We start from the raw sequence: 18,186 nt of genomic DNA on the forward strand, positions 1-18,186 counted from the left end.
TTTCCTCCTGACTTTTTAGTCAGCTATCTTAGTAACCTGTATAATATTAGGAAGTGTTGAAAGCTCGTCAAGCACTTCTTCTTCAATATTCTGATCGACCTCAATCGTCATCAGCGCAAGCTGGCCGACGTCCTTACGCGCCACTTCCATATGTCCGACGTTGATGGAGAATTTCGCAAGCACATTGGCAACGCCTGCAATCGTGCCGAATTTATCATTGTGAACGACTAAAATAGCCGGATGGTTTCCGGAAAGACGCAGCTCAAAGCCGTTGAGCTCCGTGATTTCTATTTTTCCGCCGCCGATGGAAATACCGGTAAGGGCAAGCTCTCCCTCATCATCAGAAATGACGATGCGCGCCGTATTCGGATGAACGGGCACGGCATCCTCTGTACGGAACTCTACATATATGCCCTTCTCTTCCGCAATTTGAATCGCTGTTTTAATCCGTTCATCAAATGTATCAAAATCAAGCAGGCCGCCGATAATCGCGACATCAGTGCCGTGACCCTTATACGTCTCCGCAAATGATCCGTAAAAAGACACAACGATCCGGCGGGGCTCCCGCCTGAATAAGCTTCTGGCCACTCTGCCGATCCGGGCGGCGCCTGCGGTATGTGAACTGGACGGACCGATCATTACCGGGCCGATAATATCAAAAACGCTTCTATACTTCATGCTGGTTTGCTCCTCCTTAACATCACTTCATTCAGCGCTTTTCTTTAGACTAATTGAACATTTCTCAATTGGCAAGCAGGCACACTGCCGCACTGCCGCAGGTAAATAAAGGCATAAGAATAGAAGGGCCTGATAAGCCCTTCTATTCTGCCGCAAATATATATGGATACAGAGGCTGTCTGCCGTTATGGATTTCAACCTCGATATCTTCACAGACGCTTGCAATATACTCAGCGAGTTTCTCAGCTTCTTCTTCCGGCGCGTCCTCTCCGTACAGGATGGTGATGATTTCATCTTCATCCCCGATCATTTCATTCAGCAGCAATTTCGCCGCACTTATCCGATCTTCGGCGCTGCCGATAATTGAACTGTTTAAAATGCCGATAAAATCACCTTTTTTAATATCTTTGCCGTCGATATGGGTGTCTCTGACTGAATATGTCACCTGTCCGCTTTTCACATTCCGGATGGCCTCAAGCATATTGGCTTCATTTACGTCAGCCGGCTGGTCAAGGTTAAACGCAAGCAGGGCGGTCATGCCTTGAGGGACCGTTTTTGCCGGAATGACAATGACATTTTCTTCAGCCACGCTCGCCGCCTGATTGGCAGCCATCACAATATTGGAATTGTTCGGAAGAATGAAAACCGTCTCCGCATTGACAGACTGAACGGCTTCAACAATATCTTCCGTGCTCGGATTCATTGTCTGGCCGCCTTCGATTACGTGTGAAGCGCCGATGCTCGTAAACAATTCAGAAATGCCCTTTCCCATTGCCACAGTCACGATGCCAAAAGGCTTGCGGGCTTCTTTCATAACGCCGGCCGGCTTTTTTCATCATGTTCTTGGCTGATGATTGAAGTATGCTGTTCCCTCATGTTTTCAATTTTAATTTTAATCAAATCGCCGTAACGCTGTGCGAGATTGAGTACGTTCCCTGGTTCTTCGGCATGAATATGAACTTTCGCAAGCGTATCATCAGCCACGACCAGCAATGAATCGCCGAAACGGCTCAGTTCGTTTCTGAACGTCTCTTCCTTGAACGTCCGTTTATCTTGATCCAGCCTCACCATCACTTCCGTACAAAATCCGAATTCAATGTCTTCTGTACTCAGCATGCTCTGCGCGCTTTTATGATGCTCGGCATTCACCATATCATCGAGTGCCGGAAGAACCGCTTTTTTCGGTACGGCCTCTCCTTTTAAAGCAGCCAAAAAGCCTTCATATACACAAAGCAGACCTTTTCCGCCGCTGTCAACGACACCGACGTCCTTTAAAACAGGAAGCAGATCCGGCGTGCGGTTCAGCGACGCTTCGGCTTCTTCAATAACGGCCTCCATGAGAGCAATGATATCGGTTTCTTCTTTAGCCGAGGCGACCGCTTTTTTAGCCGCATCCTTGGCCACGGTTAAAATCGTTCCTTCAACCGGTTTCATGACCGCCTTATATGCCATATCCACTCCCGCTTGGAGTGCTGCGGCAAATTCTTTGGCGTCTATTTGGTTTTTGTTTTCAATGCTCTTTGTGAAACCTCTGAACAATTGGGACAAGATCACCCCTGAGTTTCCTCTCGCCCCCATAAGCAGGCCTTTTGACAGGGCGATGCCGACTTTGCCGATGTCGGGTGAGTCAATGTGCTCTACCTCTCTTGCACCGGATGACATCGATAAATTCATATTTGTTCCGGTATCGCCGTCAGGCACGGGAAACACGTTCAGCGCATCCACCGCGGATGCGTTTTGAGACAATGTCTCAGCCCCCGCCAGAATCATTGCCGCAAAAGCTCTCCCATCTAAGTTTCGTCTAGACAATACTCATCCTCCTCACTACGGGTTCGTTACTCGTACGCCTTGGACATAAATATTTACAGAATCAACTGCAAGTCCGATTGTTTGATTTACTGTGTATTTTACCTTCGTCTGAACATTGTGGGCTACTTCGGATATTTTAGTGCCGTAGCTGACAATAATGTACATGTCGATATGTATTTGTTCGGCTTCCTGACGGACATGTACGCCTTTTGCGAAGTTCTCTCTCCGGAGGATTTCAGACAAACCGTCTTTAATCTGGTTTTTTGAGGCCATCCCCACTATTCCGTAACAGTCAATGGCAGCGCCTCCGGCAACCATTGCGATGACTTCGTTGGATATATCAATCTGTCCGTATTTTGTCTTCATTTCAATGGACACACAGGTTCCTCCTTCAGGTGCATAGAGTTATCATTATTCTACTATATGTATCCCATTATGAAAAGAAAAGATACAGACAGCGGCCTTCAGCGCGGAAATGTGATTGGTTTTACATGTCAAGTGATTTTTCTTGAAAGTAAGGGAAACAATAGTTGCAAACGGTTTTTAGCTGTGGTAAATTATTTAAAGTATTGTATAACGAAAGCATCTGAGACACTATGTTTGAAAAGATGTTTCGCGCAGTTAGGAGGGAAACAAATGGCACGTAAATGTTTTATTACAGGTAAAAAAACAAAAGCCGGAAACAACCGTTCTCACGCAATGAACGCTTCTAAGCGTACTTGGGGCGCCAACCTTCAAAAGGTCCGCATCCTCGTTGACGGCAAACCTAAAAAAGTGTATGTATCTGCCCGGGCTTTAAAATCCGGTAAAGTTGAGCGTGTATAAGCAAAAATGAACGCCTGCCCTTTTATGCGGCAGGCGTTTTTTATGCGTTCAAAGAGGGCAATTTCAGCTTCTTGGGCTTACTCTTTTCTAAATGAGCCCAGCATCGCCCGGACAATTCCTCCTAAAAACTTCGGCAATTTAATGGTATAAAATTTCATTTTGTCCCCTCCTATAAGTCCCGTATCCGCTGCGTTCATCACTTTAGGATTCATGGTTTTTTCCGCATATGGCAGAAGCCGCTTTTCTAATCCGCGCTCCTTACCATTATTAATATGCCTTTTGCAAACGAAAAAGTACCTCGTGAATGAATGAGTTCGTTACTAATACATAGTGTGGAACCCAGAGGAATATGACAATTATCAAGGGGATATTTAAAACCGTCGAGTGTCAGGCCGTCTGCCGCTTCCGTAAACGGAATGAAAGAAATATAGCGTCTGCGCGCTTTTTCTTCAATTGTATAACGGCCGGGCCCGAACATCTGAATGTCATTCTGCCGGTCGATCAGCTTGACATCGGTATTCTTATGTAAGGCTTTATACAGCAGCTGGATGTTCCCTAAAAAGTGATCGGCTCTTCCGCCCGTCACACCGAACATCCGAATGGTTTCCGGTTCTTTTTGTAAAGCCCAGTCAAGGGCGAGTTCAAGATCGGTATAATCTTTTTCCGCCTGATACACATGGAGGGCCGGCGCCGCTTTTTGAATCTGCATGAGCTCCTCTTCCGTAATGCTGTCAAAATCACCGAAAGCTTCCTGCGGAATGATTCCGGCTTCCAAAAGAGCAACTGTCCCTTTATCGACTCCGACCCACGTCGTATCTCCGTCTGTGTATTCGGATAGATCGGGAATAAGCTCCCGCGGGCCGCCCGCAACGATATTGATTGTCTTCATATGCTATCCTCTCTCTTAGACGCGAAAAGAGCCGGCGGCTTTCACCGGGCTCTTTTTCAGCATGTTTATGATGCGTTTCGGATGTCAGCGATGGCTTTTTTCCGATCCGGCTGATTATATACGGCAGACCCGGCAACAAGCAGATTGGCGCCCGCTTCAGCGCATAAAGGGGCTGTTTCTTTATTAACGCCTCCGTCCACCTCGATTAAAAGCTCAGACAGGCCTTTCTCCTCAGCCAGCTGTTTGACCTGACGGATTTTCGGCAGAACCGAATGAATGAAGCGCTGTCCGCCAAAACCTGGGTTAACCGTCATTAACAGCACAAGGTCAAGCTCCTCGATCACATGTTCAATCATTTGGACGGGCGTATGCGGATTAAGCACAACTCCCGCTTTTACCCCCTGCTCTTTTATCAATTGAATGGTCCGGTGAAGATGCGGACACGCTTCAGCATGAACGGAAAGGATGTCCGCACCGGCTTTTGCGAATGCTGGGATGTAGCGGTCCGGGTTTTCAATCATAAGATGGACATCCAGCGGCAGATCAGTCACCGGACGGACGGCTTCAACGATAAGCGGCCCGATTGTAATGTTAGGGACGAAATGGCCATCCATGACATCAATATGGATATAGTCCGCCCCTCCTTTTTCCACGTCTTTAATTTCCTCGCCCAGTGAAGCAAAATCGGCGGAAAGAATTGATGGCGCAACCTTAATCATATTAATACCTCGGCTTTCTCTCTTTTATTTCCTGCATAAATTCTTTGTAATGCTCATAGCGGTACGGCTGAATCTCTCCTTCTTCCACCGCTTGCTTTACCGCGCATTTTGGCTCTTTAAGATGCAGACAGCCTCTGAATTTGCAAGAGGCGCTTATTTCTCTGATCTCAGGGAACGTGCTGCCCAGCTCTTCTTCCTCAATGCCGGTAAATTCAAGCGAACTGAACCCCGGAGTATCCGCAACCAGACCGCCTGATGTATGAATGAGCTCCACATGGCGCGTCGTATGTTTTCCGCGTCCCAAATGCGCGGAAATCTCGTTTGTTTTCAGCTCAAGCTCCGGGCTGATCGCATTTAAAAGCGAAGATTTTCCGACTCCGGACTGACCGGCAAACACCGTCGTTTTGTCCTCGAAGTGTTTCACAATGCCTGTTAAACCGCTGTTTTCTTTTGATGACGTCACATATACGTCATAACCGATCGCCTGATAGTCTTTCACGTAAGAAAGTATCGCCTCTTTCGATTCCCCGTCTGCAGCTAAGTCCATTTTGGTTATGCAGATGATCGGGTGAATGCCGTTGGCTTCCACAAGGACGAGAAAACGGTCCAATAAAGACGTGCTGAACGCCGGCTGAACGGCAGAAAAGACGAGAACGGCCTGATCGACATTTGAAATCGGCGGCCTGATCAGCTCGTTTGTTCGTTCTTTGATTTCCAGCAGGTAGCCTTCTTTATCATTTTCAGCCTGATAAACGGCATAATCGCCGACCAGGGGCGTTACTTTATTTTTTCTAAAAATGCCCCGGCCCCTGCATTGAATGATCTTGTCCTGTGATTCATCCAAGACATAATAGAATCCGCTTAACGCTTTTATAATTTTGCCCTCAGGCATAGGGTCCCTCCTTGTCAGTCATTATCTTTCGGGTATTCAATCGTTTTGTAGCTGACGACTTTATGATCGACCATCACTTGATAATACCCCTTCTGTCCCTGATCAATCTTCAGTTCAATTGTTTTTTCAGTCGGCTCTTTTATTTTAAATGAGTCATACGTATCAGAGATGCTGTGGTCCTTATCATCGATGGCGATTTGCACTTCAAGCTCGTCCCCTTCATGTTCAGGTTCGTAAGGAATGCTGATTTTTCTTTACCGTTTTCGCCGGTTTTTCTTCAGGTCCGAGCGAGAACGTCACTTCAACATTACTTCCCGGCTTAACCGCAGTGCCGGCTGACGGCTCTTGTTTCATGACTTGTCCTTCCGGCACGTCATCTGAATGGGCTTGTTTTTCAACAAGCTGCAGGCCGTTATCTTCAAGATACCCTGAAGCCGCTTCTTTGCTGTAAGTCTTTAAGTCCCTCAGCGTAACGTCCGCCGGGCCGAGGCTGACCGTTAGATTGACTTCATCGTCGCTTGCGACCATGTCGGTGCCGGCTGACGGGTCCTGATCAATTACGGTGCCGGCCTCGCTGTCATCGTTTTCTTCTTTGACATTGACATGTTTGAAGCCTTTTTCCTTCAGCGCTTTTTTTGCGTCGCCGATCTGCCGTCCTTTCACGTCGATCAGCTGGGTTTTCGGTTTTCCGATGCTTTTGTACAGTTTTACAGAAGAGCCTTCTTTAACGGTAGACCCCGCTTTTGGGTCCGTTTTGACCATTAATTCCTCTTCTATTTTTTCATCTTCAATGTCCGTTATATCAGGATCAGCCCGGAGCCCGTTCTTTTCAAGCAGGGCTTCCGCTTTTTCGTACTTCATGCCCCGTACGTCGGGGACGCTTACATCTTTAGGCATAAATAAAGACGGGAACACGGTGACCGCAAGAACAGCCGCCATAATGAAAATGAAACAGACGGCCAGCAAAATCCACGGCCATTTCCGTTTTTCTTTTTGGCTGGCTGCTGTTCCTGATCATCCGTCTCCCCCGGCGTTTCCGCCGGATGCGCGGCTTTTGCGCCGTCAGTAATAATGGGAATGGCTTTTGTCATTTCCTCATCATCCTGCACGGAAAATTTTTGTTCATTCAGCCTGCCGGCGTCAAAAGCCGTTCTAATGTCCGCCTCCATGTCCTCGGCGCTTTCATAGCGGTGAAACGGGTCTTTGGCGGTTGCCTTTAAAATAATGTTTTCAACGCTCTGCGGAATGGAAGGGTTCCACTTTCTGGCGGAAGGCGTTTCTGTTTGCAGGTGCTTTAGCGCTATGCTGACGGCTGATTCTCCGTCAAAAGGGATTTTGCCTGTTAAAAGCTCAAACAGCACGATGCCGAGCGCGTAAATATCTGATTTTTTCGTTGCCAGACCGCCTCTCGCCTGCTCCGGAGACAAATAATGAACCGAGCCCAGCACAGAATTCGTATGTGTGATTGTCGTAGATGTAAGCGCTGTGGCGATGCCGAAATCCGTCACCTTGATATGCCCTAAATGATCTATCAATATATTGTGCGGTTTAATATCCCGGTGCACGATATGGTTTTGATGGGCATGGGCGATGGCCGAGACGATCTGCTCCATAACGGACAGCGCTTCTTTCGGATGGAGCGGTCCGTGTGCGGTTATGTATTCCTTTAATGTCATGCCTTCCACATATTCCATGACAATGTAATAAATATCGCCTTCCTCCCCGATATCGTAAATACTGACGATATTCGGATGATCGAGGCTTGATGCCGACTGTGCTTCTCTTCTGAAACGCCTGATAAAATCAATGTCATTCACAAAGTCAAACCGCAGAATTTTAATTGCGACTTCACGTTCGAGAATGATGTCCTCAGCTAAAAAAACGTTTGCCATTCCGCCGCCGCCAATGGGCCGGAGGATATGATAACGCCCGCTGATCCGCTTGCCGGTTAGCACTTGTCTTCACCCTCTTTTGCATCTGCGGAAAACTCAATCAACACAGCCGTGATGTTATCTTCGCCGCCGTTTTGATTTGCTTTGCTGATGAGAAGGTCTACTTTTTCCTGAGGATCAGATCCGGCTTGAAGCATTTGTTTGATCTCGTGATCTTCTATTTTATTTGACAGTCCGTCAGAGCATAAAAGCAGCTGATCGCCGTCAGACAGCTCAAAAGAACGGGCGTCGGGGCTGATGGTTTCATCTGTCCCCAGCGCTCTCGTCAATACATTTTTCCGCGGATGGTGCTCGGCGTCCTCTTTCGAAATTTCCCCCGTCTTGACCAGCTCATTCACAAGCGAATGGTCCTCAGTCAGCTGAGTGAATTCCCCCTCTTGAAGCAGGTAGCACCGGCTGTCTCCGATATGAGCCACAGTGACAAACTTCCCCGTGAATAAGGCGCAAACAATGGTGGTGCCCATTCCCCGGCATTCTTCATTCGCTTTAGCGTGGTCATGTACTTTGACATTCGCCTCATGAATCCGGTCTTTCAGCCAATCCTCGCAAGCAGACGGCAGAGAAGGAACCGTTTCCGTCCGGTTCCACTGCTCTTCCATCGCCGCAACCGCCATCCTGCTCGCTACATCTCCGGCAAGATGACCGCCCATGCCGTCGGCGACAACCGCAAGCACCGCGTCTTCTTTTGTGAAAATGCCCGCCGCATCTTCATTATGCCGGCGGACTTTACCTGTATCTGTTTTCAAGGCTGTAATCAACCTCTTCACCTCGTCTCGTCTTGACGCTCCTTCGCGCGAAGCTGACCGCAGGCCGCGTCAATGTCATGGCCTTGCTCTCTTCTGATCGTGACATTTACACCGCGGGATTTTAACGTTTTTTCGAATGCGAAAATCTGATCTCTCGGTGTGCGGACGTAATCCCGTTCAGGCACATAGTTTACCGGAATTAAATTGACATGGCATTTCACGTCTTTTAACAGTTCTGCAAGCTCTTCTGCATGTTCGACCTGATCATTTACGCCGCCGAACAGCCCGTATTCAAAGCTGATCCGTCTGCCTGTTTTCTCGATGTAATATTTGACGGCCTCCATAAGGTCAGGAAGCTTATAGGCTTTGTTAATCGGCATCAGACGGCTTCTGATTTCCGTATTCGGAGCATGCAGAGAAATCGCGAAATTGATCTGCATTTTTTGATCGGCGAAATCGTAAATCTTCGGAATGATTCCGCTGGTGGAAACTGTGATATGACGCGCTCCGATGTTCAGCCCTTTATCGTGGTTAATGATTTTTAAGAAAGCGAGCATTTCATTGAAATTATCAAACGGCTCTCCGATTCCCATGATGACGACTGAGCTGACGCGTTCATCCGTTTCATCAAGCGCCTTTTGCACTTTCACGACTTGAGCGACGATTTCTCCCGCTTCAAGATTCCGTTTCAGACCGCCGAGCGTTGACGCGCAAAATGTGCAGCCGATCCGGCAGCCGACCTGTGTCGTTACACATACAGAATTACCATACTCGTGTCTCATTAAAACCGTTTCGATCGTATAACCGTCATGAAGCTCAAATAAAAATTTCATCGTACCGTCTTGAGATGTCTGTTTTACAGCCGTTTTCAGCGTTGTCAGCACAAAATTGCTCTCGAGTTTTTCACGCAGGCTTTTTGAGAGGTTCGTCATTTCATCAAATGAAGAAACCCGCTTTTCATAGAGCCATTCAAAAATCTGTGCTGCGCGGAACGGCTTTTCGCCATTCTCGGTCAGCCATTGTTTGATTTCATCTAATTCAAAAGAGTAAATGGACGGCTGCTCAGTCCGCAGCTCTTTCCGTACGCTTGTCTTTTTTAATTGTGTCATTTTTTATCCCTTCTTTCTCATGCTGCTAATAAAGAAACCGTCTGTTCCGAAATAATGCGGAAGAATTTGAAGGCTTCCATCCTGAACAAAGGGTCTCGCCTTTTCAGGCAGCCGCTTTTCAAGAGACAAATCGGGTTCAAACTCAGGGTGTTCTTGTATAAACGCATGCATAACTTCTTCATTTTCTGTCCGATCCATTGTACACGTACTGTATACGAGTGTGCCACCTTTTTTTACTAATGGGGCGATTTCCCTTAAAATGCCGAGCTGGATTTCTGACAGCCGTCTGCTGTCCTCCGGCGTCTTCGTATATTTCATATCGGGTTTTCTTCTGATGACACCGAAACCTGAGCAAGGCGCATCAACGAGAATACGGTCAAACCGTTCTGCGCCAAAGGCCTCTCCCGCTTTTCGCGCATCCATCGTTTGCGCGTCGATGATCGTAAGTCCGAGCCGTTCTGCGCCCTCTTTAATCAGCTTCACTTTATGGCGGTGAAGATCAAGCGATGTGAGGCTCCCCTCGTTCTCCATCAGTTCCGCAATGTGAGCCGACTTTCCGCCCGGTGCGGCGCATGCATCTAAAACGGTTTCGCCCGGCTTCGGGTCCAGCGCCCGCGCGACAAGCATTGAGCTTTCATCCTGTATGGATACCCGGCCGTTTTGGAAAAATGTCGTGTTCGCGATGCTTCCTTTCAAAAGCTTAATCGCATCAGGAGAAAGGTCTCCGGCTTCCGCTTCCAGACCGGCATTCTCCATCTCATTCAGCACCGTTTCCCTGTCGCTCTTTATGTGATTGACACGGAGCGTCTGCTTCGGCGGAATGAGATGAATCCGGCAGATTTTTTCAGCCGCCTCAAAGCCGTACGCCTCGACCCACTCTTTTACGAGCCATTCGGGATGGCTTGTCTCTGTAGAAAGACGGAGAACCGGGTCTTCAATTTCAGCGAATGACGGCGCCCCCTCACGCTGCAGGGAGCGGAGAATGCCGTTGACAAAGGACGCAATGCCCTTATGCCCGCGTTTTTTGGCGATTTCAACCGCTTCATGGATGGCGGCGCGATCCGGAATTTTTTCTAAATACTCCATTTGATACGCGGACAGACGAAGCAGCTGAATCACCCACGGCTTCACCTTATTCGGCTTGCGGATAAAAGGCTTCAGCATATAGTCTAAGGCGATTTTATTTTGCAGCGTTCCGTAGACAAGCTCTGTCAGCAGTCCTCTGTCCTGATCGCTGAGCGTGTTCGTTTTGATAACCGATGTAAGAAGCAGGTTGCTGTATGCCTGATTTTGCTCAAGCTTCTCAAGCGCTTCAAGGGCGAGCTCCCGGACATTAATTTTCTTCATTTGCTGCTCCTAACACGTCACCGGGCTGCACATTTTTGCCTCTTGCAAAATCTTCGCCCTTCATCCGTTTTTTCCCGCCGGCTGCAGTTCAGTGATTAAAAGGGCGGTGCTGTTTCCTGATGCGACGACAATGCCGTTTTGCTCCGTGCGGATGACTGTTCCGGGCGCAGCTTCAGTTTTTGCAGCAACTTTTTCAGAAGCCCATACTTTAATAGTTTGACCGTTCAAAGTTGTATAGGCGACAGGCCAAGGGTTTAAACCTCTGATCTGGTTGTAGATCTCTTCTCCGGGCTTTGCCCAATCAATCCGCTCCTGCTCACGCTTAATGTTAGGCGCGTAAGTCGCTTTTGATTCGTCCTGTTTGATCGGTTTAATATTTCCGGAAATGACGTTCGGGACGGTCTCTGACAAAAGCTTTGCCCCAGCTATGCTTAATTTGTCGTGCAGCGTGCCGACGTTATCCGTTTCATCAATTTCCACTTCGATTTTAGAAATCATATCGCCCGCATCAAGCTTTTCAACCATATACATGATCGTCACGCCTGTTTTCTTCTTGCCTTGGAGAATCGAATAATGTATCGGCGCTCCGCCTCTTAATTCAGGCAATAGTGACGCGTGTACGTTGATACAGCCGTATGTCGGGCCGTCCAGCAGCTGCTTGGGCAGGATCTGTCCGAATGCCGCCGTAACAATCAGGTCCGGCTTCAGGCTGAGCACTTTTTCTATTTCTTCTTCGAGCCTTACTTTTTCGGGCTGAAGCACGGGAATGCCGTGACGTTCAGCTTCAGCCTTTACAGGAGGGGGCGTCATGATTTTTTTCTGCCTTTCGGGCGGTCAGGCTGCGTAACGACACCAACCACTTCATACCCGTCTTCAATAAGCGTGCGCAGGACGGGAACTGAAAAGTCGGGCGTTCCCATAAAAACGATCCTTGTCATCCAATCATCCTTCCATTTCTGCCAGTTCTTCTTCAGTGTAGTAAGCCGTAATTTTTGATGTGAATAAAATGCCGTCTAAATGATCCATTTCATGCTGAACGGCTCTGGCCAAAAAACCCTCCGCTTCTAAAATAAACGGTTTTCCTTTACGGTCGTGGGCTTTTACCTTTACGTAATCCGGGCGGGTGACATCACCGAAAACCCCGGGGAAACTTAAGCAGCCCTCGACTCCGGTCTGTTCACCGCTCTTTTCAAGAATAACCGGATTTACAAGGTCGATCCGGCCGCTTTCTTCACCGATGTCCACGACGGCCGCTCTTTTCAAAATGCCGATTTGCGGCGCGGCGAGACCGACGCCATCCATTTCGAGCATCGTATCGTACATATCGTCAAGCAGTTTTTTAATTTTTTATCAAACACTGTCACTTCATCGGCGGGTGTTTCCAGAACCTCCGCCGGGTGTGTGACGATTTTTTTCACAGCCAAAATTTTGCCCTCCAAAAACTAATGTTACATCAGCATGTACGGATTCATATCGATTGAAATCATTACATGCTTTTGCGCAATGTCGCGTTTATAGTGCTCCAGTATCTTTTTCAACTGAATCTGCAACTCGTTTTCCTGTCTGTATTTTATCACGCATTGATAGCGATATCTATCTTTGATCCTGGCAATCGGGGAAGCCGCCGGCCCGAGAATTTTCGTATCAGGCCCGCATCCCGCTCTTAAATAGTTTGTAATCTTTTCTGCGGTGACCGCAGCTTTTGCCGCCTCTTCATGAGAAACGGTCACCAGCGCCACGTAATAATACGGCGGGTATGACTGGGCCCGTCTGTGCGCCATTTCCTGCTGAAAAAAAGTTTCATAGTCGTGCGTTTTCGTCAGCTGAATGCTGTAATGAGACGGTGTATACGTTTGAATGACCACCGTTCCCGGCTTTTCATGCCGCCCGGCCCGTCCGCTTACCTGCGTCAGCAGCTGGAATGTCTTCTCCGCGGCTCTGAAATCTGGGATGTGAAGCGTCGTATCTGCGCTTAATACTCCGACGAGCGTCACGTTCGGAAAATCAAGCCCTTTTGCGATCATTTGCGTACCGAGCAGGATATCCGCCTTCCCTTCACCGAACGCTGACAACAGTTTTTCATGTGCGCCTTTTCTTGAAGTGGTATCCACATCCATCCTGATCACGCGCGCCTGAGGCAGCACTTTGGTAAGCTCCTCCTCCACACGCTGCGTTCCCGTGCCGAAAAAGCGGATATGTTCGCTGCCGCATTCCGGGCATGTTCCCGGGACAGGTTCCTCATGGCCGCAGTAATGGCATTTCAGCCTTTGTCCGTAGCGGTGATAAGTCATGGAAATGTCGCAATGCGGACATTGCGGCACATAACCGCAGTCCCGGCACATCACAAACGAGGAATACCCCCGTTTATTCAGAAAAAGGACGGCCTGCTCTTTTTTTGCAAGCTTCTCTTCCAGCTGTTCCATCAGCTCTCTTGAAAACATTGATCTGTTGCCGTTTCTCAGTTCTTCTCTCATATCAACGAGAGAAACGTCAGGCATGAGCTGGCGGTTTACGCGATGTTTTAACGGAAGCAGCTCATAAACGCCTTTTTTCGCCCGCGCAAATGACTCCAATGTCGGCGTGGCGCTCCCGAGGACGACCGGACAGCTGTGATGCGCGGCCCGGCGGATGGCTACGTCCTTTGCATGATACCGCGGCATTTCCTCCTGCTTATAGGAAGATTCGTGCTCTTCATCAATAATGATCATGCCGAGATTTTCAAACGGGGCAAAGATGGCCGATCTGGCTCCGACGACAAGCCGGACTTCCTTGCGCTGAATCTTCCGCCATTCATCGTATTTTTCACCTGTGGATAATCCGCTGTGCATGACCGCAACCTGTGAGCCGAAGCGGCCTTTAAAACGGTTGACCATTTGCGGTGTCAACGAGATTTCCGGAACGAGCACGATGGCTTCTTGTCCTTTTGCCAGCACTTTTTCAATGGATTGCAGGTAAATTTCCGTTTTGCCGCTTCCTGTGACGCCGTGAAGCAGAAAGACGTGATGGACATGATCGGCTACAGCTTGTTTAATCGGCTCAAAAGCGGCCTGCTGCTCTTCTGTAAGAGAGAGCGGCTCTGTTTTTTTGAACATTCTGTCCTGATAAGGATCGCGGTAAACCTCCTCAAAGCTTTCCGTAAGAAGCCCCTTTTTAAGAAGCGTTTTCAGCGTCGCGGAACTGGAATCGGTCTTTTTGCAAAGCTCGGCCGCGGAAATCTTTGCTCCCCCGCCGATAAAATAAGTAAGCACGGCGAGCTGTTTAGAAGCCTGCTTTGTCAATGAATCTGCGTGCCGGGCGAGTTCTTCTTTGTCCGCCCCCGCTTCGATCATGCGGATCATTTTTTTATTCGTTTTTTGGGCGACTTTATATGTGACATCAATGCTTCCTTTGCGCACGAATTTTTGAAGTGACGAAAGAATGCTTTCATCGGTAATATCCGAGTACAGAAGACTTTTTTGATTCCTGAAAAGCTGTTTGATGTCCGATGTCAGCGCTTCTTCGTCAACGACTTTCAGCTCTTTCTCGTACTTCGCCTTCAGTGCGGCGGGCAGCATTGCCTGAAGCGCCGTGATTTTAAACGACAGCGTTTTGTCAGAAAGCCATGAAGACAGCTGCATCAGTTCCTCAGTCAGAACGGGCGTCAAATCAAGAAGCTTCTCGACTTCCTTCATTGAGCCGCCGTTTAATTCGGACGAATCTTTCAAACCGGTCACAAATCCTTGAAGCTTGCGCGGGCCAAACGGGACAATCACCCGCATGCCGACTTCGATCATCCCTTTTAAATGATCGGGAATTTTGTAATCAAAGGGTCTGTCAATGTTTTTGGAGCTGACATCGACAATGACTTCTGCTACATTCATACGGGTTTTCGGTCCTCGGCTTTCAAAGCGGTCATTTCCTTCAGCATTTCAAAGGAAACGTCAAGTTTAGACATAAGCGCAAGCTCCCGTTTTCTTCCGTCCCGGAAATAGAAGGTGACGACATTCGTATCCGTGCCAAATCCGGCCCCTTCTGCTTTCACATCATTCGCAACGATCATATCAAGGTTTTTCTGTTCGAGTTTTCTGCGCGCATAGCGTTCGACGTCTTGCGTTTCAGCCGCAAAACCGACCAGCAGCTGGTGTGTTTTCCGTTCGCCGAGTTCTTTCAGTATGTCTGCCGTACGGTTGAATTCGATCACGAGCGAACCGTCTTTCTTCTTCATTTTGTGATCAGAAACAGCCGCCGGCGTAAAATCGGCCACGGCCGCCGTCTTAATCACCATGTCGCATGAATCAAACACAGAAAGCACGGCTTCTCTCATATCGGCTGCCGATTGCACAGGAAGAAACTGATACAGCCCGACTGGCGGCTCTATTGACACCGGGCCTGAAATCAGCGTCACCCGCGCCCCGAGACGGACGGCGGCTTCAGCAGCGGCGTAGCCCATTTTGCCGGTGGATTTATTTGTGAAGAAGCGGACAGGGTCCACGGCTTCGCGCGTCGGACCGGCCGTAATGACAATATGTTTTCCTTTCAGCGGTGCATCGTCTTCAGGCTCCTTAAAATGCTCTCTGACACGCTCAACAATAAGCTCCGGCTCCTCCAGCCTTCCTTTGCCGACATATCCGCATGCCAAATAGCCTTCACTCGGCTCGATAAAGCGGACCCCGTCCTGATAAAGCACAGAGATGTTCCGTTTCACCGCCGGATGATCATACATATGGACATTCATCGCAGGCGCCACCCAGACCGGGGCCTCAGCCGCCAGCACCGTCGTTGTGAGCATATCGTCAGCAATTCCGTTAGCAAGCTTGCCGATGATATTTGCCGTAGCGGGCGCGACAATAATTAAATCCGCCCAGTCAGCGGCATCAATATGAGAAATCACCTTCGGATTTTGTTCATTAAATGTATCTGTATATACTTCATTCCGGCTCAGCGCCTGAAATGTCAGCGGAGAAACAAACTCACGCGCGGACTCAGTCATAATCACTTTGACGTTTGCGCCGGCCTGAACCAGCTTGCTCGTGAGTGCGGAAGCTTTATAAACGGCAATTCCTCCGCTTACGCATAGCAAAATGTTTCGGTTTTTCATGAAGTCTTCTCCCCTTTATGAAAGCATTGGACAAATCCCAAACGGAAAAAAATAACAACCTATGTAGAGATAGGTTGCTACGTGTGCTTGTTATTCGCTGTCTTCTCTTTCAAACGAAAGCAGGCCCGCGTCAATTTCTTCTAAAGCTTTGCCTACATATTTGTGAGAAATGGTATGTTCAATCTGCTGGTCTTTTTTGATCTGCATTTCACGCGCGCGTCTTGCAGACACGGTCACCAGCGTATATTTAGAATCTAATTTATTCATTAAAGAGTCAATTGACGGATCTAACATAAGTTATTCTACCTCCAGCATTTTCTTATATCTCGGAGCGACGCGTTCACGTTTTAAGTGCTCGGCGAGAACGATTGCGTTAATCTTATCACAAGCCGTTTGGATATCGTCGTTTTCAACGACATAATCATACGCGTCCATCATTTCGATTTCAGCTTTTGCGGCATTCATTCTGTTTTCGATTAAATCGTCGGTTTCAGTCCCTCTTGTCACGATTCTGTTTTTCAGCTCAGAAAGACTCGGCGGCGCTAAGAAGATAAACAGGCCTTCCGGAAATGCATTCCGCACTTGGAGCGCGCCCTGCACTTCAATCTCTAAGAAGACGTCTTTTCCTTCTTGAAGCGTCTGTTCGACATAATCAACGGGCGTTCCGTAATAGTTGCCGACATATTCCGCCCACTCAAGCAGTTTGTTGTTTTCAATCATGCGTTCGAATTCATCTCTAGATTTAAAGAAATAATCGACGCCATCGACCTCGCCCTCTCTCGGGTTTCTCGTCGTGACTGAAATCGAGTATTCAAATTTCGTGTCCTGTTGTGAAAATATTGCTTGCCGAACCGTTCCTTTTCCAACTCCGGAGGGACCTGAGAGAACGATTAATAACCCTCTTTCTTTCATGCGGCAATTACCCCTGCCCTTCATCCATAATTTCTTCTTTCACAGAAAGTCTGTGTGCAACTGTCTCAGGCTGGACGGCAGATAAGATAATGTGATCACTATCCATGACGACAACTGCACGGGTTCTTCGTCCGTATGTAGCGTCTATTAGCATTCCGCGGTCTCTTGCATCCTGGATCATTCGCTTTATTGGCGCAGACTCCGGGCTGACAATCGAAATCATCCGATTGGCGGAGATGATATTGCCAAATCCGATATTAATCAGTTTAATCGTCATCTTCTACGTTCCCCCTGTAAAATAGACGTCTCTAGTGTAACCTGAAGAGGCCGTCTGTAAACAATACGCACAGTCGCTATTCTATATTTTGCACTTGTTCCTTCAATTTTTCAATAGAACTTTTCATTTCAACGACAAGCTTTGTGATTTGATGATCATTGGCTTTTGAGCCGATCGTATTCGCTTCCCGGTTAAGCTCCTGAACAAGGAAATCAAGTTTGCGGCCGACTGCCCCGCCTTCTTTTAATATATCACGGAATTGAACAAAATGGCTCTTCAATCTGGTAATTTCTTCCGTTATATCAGAACGATCGGCGAAAATGGCGCATTCCGTGATCAGCCGGCTTTCGTCGAGCGCATCCTCCGTCCATTCCTTCATTCGGGCGTAAAGACGCTCGCGATATTGAATAACAACGGCCGAAGCGCGCTCTTTTACCTGTTCGGACAGCGTCTCAAGCCGCTCAATGTGCAGAAAGCAGTCTTCCGCCAAAAGCCGTCCTTCTTTTTCCCTCATGTCACAAAGTTCCTTTACAGCCAGCTCAGCGGCTTCTCTGATGACTTCTTCAAGCTTGTCATCACGCATCTGTTCTTCGTGTATCTGCGCAATATGTTCAAATTTAAAGAACTCCATTGCATCGGGTTCTGCGGCCAGGCTGTAGCGCTCTTTCATGACGCGTGCGGCGCTCACATATTCATCAAGGAGCTCCCAATCGATGTTCAGGCTTCTTTTTATGAGCGCGTCACTGTTTACAGTGAGAAACAGCTCTACTCTTCCGCGCTGTATATGCTGCAATATCGTTTGTTTCAGCTTATCCTCTACATATAGCAAAGGCCGTGGCAGGCGGGCGTTCACTTCTTTGAACCGGTAATTGACGGATTTCAATTCAACGGTTGCCGAGAGATCGCCTTTTGTGCTGCTTGCGCTGCCGAAGCCTGTCATACTCCGTATCATAT

At 48.2% G+C, this 18,186-nt stretch carries 16 protein-coding genes and 4 pseudogenes; 1 reads left to right on the forward strand and 19 read right to left on the reverse strand.

Going from position 1 to position 18,186, the window contains the following annotated elements; genetic code table 11:
• Window positions 1-15 precede the first annotated feature (15 nt).
• The 3 genes and pseudogenes from sdaAB to D368_RS04605 form a co-directional block, all read right to left on the reverse strand.
• The gene (gene sdaAB, locus D368_RS04595; RefSeq protein WP_003154325.1) at window positions 16-678 is read right to left on the reverse strand and encodes an L-serine ammonia-lyase, iron-sulfur-dependent subunit beta; all 663 of its coding nucleotides are present in this window, start codon (window positions 676-678) and stop codon (window positions 16-18) included.
• Between the two features lie 142 nt (window positions 679-820).
• A pseudogene (locus D368_RS04600) lies at window positions 821-2,487 on the reverse strand (DAK2 domain-containing protein).
• Window positions 2,488-2,502: 15 nt separating this feature from the next.
• Complete coding sequence (locus tag D368_RS04605) at window positions 2,503-2,865, reverse strand: Asp23/Gls24 family envelope stress response protein (protein WP_003154327.1); 363 nt, start codon at window positions 2,863-2,865, stop codon at window positions 2,503-2,505.
• A 258-nt stretch (window positions 2,866-3,123) separates the two neighbouring features.
• On the opposite strand from D368_RS04605, the gene rpmB reads away from it, so the two are divergent.
• The gene (gene rpmB, locus D368_RS04610) at window positions 3,124-3,312 is read left to right on the forward strand and encodes a 50S ribosomal protein L28 (RefSeq protein ID WP_003154328.1); all 189 of its coding nucleotides are present in this window, start codon (window positions 3,124-3,126) and stop codon (window positions 3,310-3,312) included.
• A 77-nt stretch (window positions 3,313-3,389) separates the two neighbouring features.
• Here the strand turns inward: rpmB and spoVM are convergent, their stop codons facing one another.
• The 16 genes and pseudogenes from spoVM to D368_RS04690 form a co-directional block, all read right to left on the reverse strand.
• Window positions 3,390-3,470 carry a stage V sporulation protein SpoVM gene (gene spoVM / locus D368_RS04615; protein ID WP_003154329.1) on the reverse strand — a complete coding sequence of 27 codons (81 nt, stop codon included), beginning with the start codon at window positions 3,468-3,470 and terminating at the stop codon, window positions 3,390-3,392.
• Between the two features lie 86 nt (window positions 3,471-3,556).
• Window positions 3,557-4,201 (reverse strand): thiamine diphosphokinase, encoded by a 645-nt coding sequence (locus D368_RS04620; RefSeq protein WP_102422465.1) that lies wholly within the window; start codon window positions 4,199-4,201, stop codon window positions 3,557-3,559.
• A 65-nt stretch (window positions 4,202-4,266) separates the two neighbouring features.
• Window positions 4,267-4,920: a ribulose-phosphate 3-epimerase gene (gene rpe, locus D368_RS04625; RefSeq protein ID WP_003154331.1), complete on the reverse strand. Its 654-nt coding sequence runs from the start codon at window positions 4,918-4,920 to the stop codon at window positions 4,267-4,269.
• Between the two features lies 1 nt (window position 4,921).
• Window positions 4,922-5,812, reverse strand: a complete 891-nt coding sequence (gene rsgA / locus D368_RS04630; RefSeq protein WP_128574589.1) for a ribosome small subunit-dependent GTPase A — start codon at window positions 5,810-5,812, stop codon at window positions 4,922-4,924.
• A 14-nt stretch (window positions 5,813-5,826) separates the two neighbouring features.
• Window positions 5,827-7,767, reverse strand: a pseudogene (gene pknB / locus D368_RS04635) (Stk1 family PASTA domain-containing Ser/Thr kinase).
• Window positions 7,761-8,522 (reverse strand): Stp1/IreP family PP2C-type Ser/Thr phosphatase, encoded by a 762-nt coding sequence (locus D368_RS04640; RefSeq protein ID WP_128574590.1) that lies wholly within the window; start codon window positions 8,520-8,522, stop codon window positions 7,761-7,763. The pseudogene pknB and the gene D368_RS04640 overlap by 7 nt, the downstream one beginning before the upstream one ends.
• Window positions 8,523-8,527: 5 nt before the next feature.
• On the reverse strand, window positions 8,528-9,619 hold the full coding sequence (gene rlmN / locus D368_RS04645) for a dual-specificity RNA methyltransferase RlmN (protein WP_003154339.1): 1,092 nt from the start codon (window positions 9,617-9,619) through the stop codon (window positions 8,528-8,530).
• Between the two features lie 3 nt (window positions 9,620-9,622).
• Entirely contained in the window at window positions 9,623-10,966 is a 1,344-nt protein-coding gene (gene rsmB / locus D368_RS04650) for a 16S rRNA (cytosine(967)-C(5))-methyltransferase RsmB (protein WP_128574591.1), read from the reverse strand.
• Window positions 10,953-11,904, reverse strand: a pseudogene (gene fmt, locus D368_RS04655) (methionyl-tRNA formyltransferase). Before fmt ends, rsmB begins: the two are co-directional and overlap by 14 nt.
• A 4-nt stretch (window positions 11,905-11,908) precedes the next feature.
• A pseudogene (gene def, locus D368_RS04660) lies at window positions 11,909-12,390 on the reverse strand (peptide deformylase).
• Between the two features lie 24 nt (window positions 12,391-12,414).
• Window positions 12,415-14,826 (reverse strand): primosomal protein N', encoded by a 2,412-nt coding sequence (priA, locus tag D368_RS04665; protein ID WP_128574592.1) that lies wholly within the window; start codon window positions 14,824-14,826, stop codon window positions 12,415-12,417.
• Complete coding sequence (gene coaBC / locus D368_RS04670) at window positions 14,823-16,043, reverse strand: bifunctional phosphopantothenoylcysteine decarboxylase/phosphopantothenate--cysteine ligase CoaBC (protein ID WP_003154345.1); 1,221 nt, start codon at window positions 16,041-16,043, stop codon at window positions 14,823-14,825. Before coaBC ends, priA begins: the two co-directional genes overlap by 4 nt.
• Before the next feature lie 90 nt (window positions 16,044-16,133).
• Window positions 16,134-16,337 carry a DNA-directed RNA polymerase subunit omega gene (gene rpoZ, locus D368_RS04675; RefSeq protein ID WP_003154346.1) on the reverse strand — a complete coding sequence of 68 codons (204 nt, stop codon included), beginning with the start codon at window positions 16,335-16,337 and terminating at the stop codon, window positions 16,134-16,136.
• A gap of 3 nt (window positions 16,338-16,340) precedes the next feature.
• The gene (gene gmk, locus D368_RS04680) at window positions 16,341-16,955 is read right to left on the reverse strand and encodes a guanylate kinase (protein ID WP_003154347.1); all 615 of its coding nucleotides are present in this window, start codon (window positions 16,953-16,955) and stop codon (window positions 16,341-16,343) included.
• A 7-nt stretch (window positions 16,956-16,962) separates the two neighbouring features.
• On the reverse strand, window positions 16,963-17,232 hold the full coding sequence (gene remA, locus D368_RS04685; RefSeq protein WP_003154355.1) for an extracellular matrix/biofilm regulator RemA: 270 nt from the start codon (window positions 17,230-17,232) through the stop codon (window positions 16,963-16,965).
• Between the two features lie 76 nt (window positions 17,233-17,308).
• A complete protein-coding gene (locus tag D368_RS04690) occupies window positions 17,309-18,184 on the reverse strand; it encodes a YicC/YloC family endoribonuclease (protein WP_007409745.1) in 876 nt (291 codons plus the stop codon).
• Window positions 18,185-18,186 lie beyond the last annotated feature (2 nt).

Source organism: Paenibacillus lentimorbus NRRL B-30488 (genome assembly GCF_000411595.1).
In the GTDB taxonomy this organism is placed as follows: Bacteria; Bacillota; Bacilli; order Bacillales; family Bacillaceae; genus Bacillus; species Bacillus velezensis.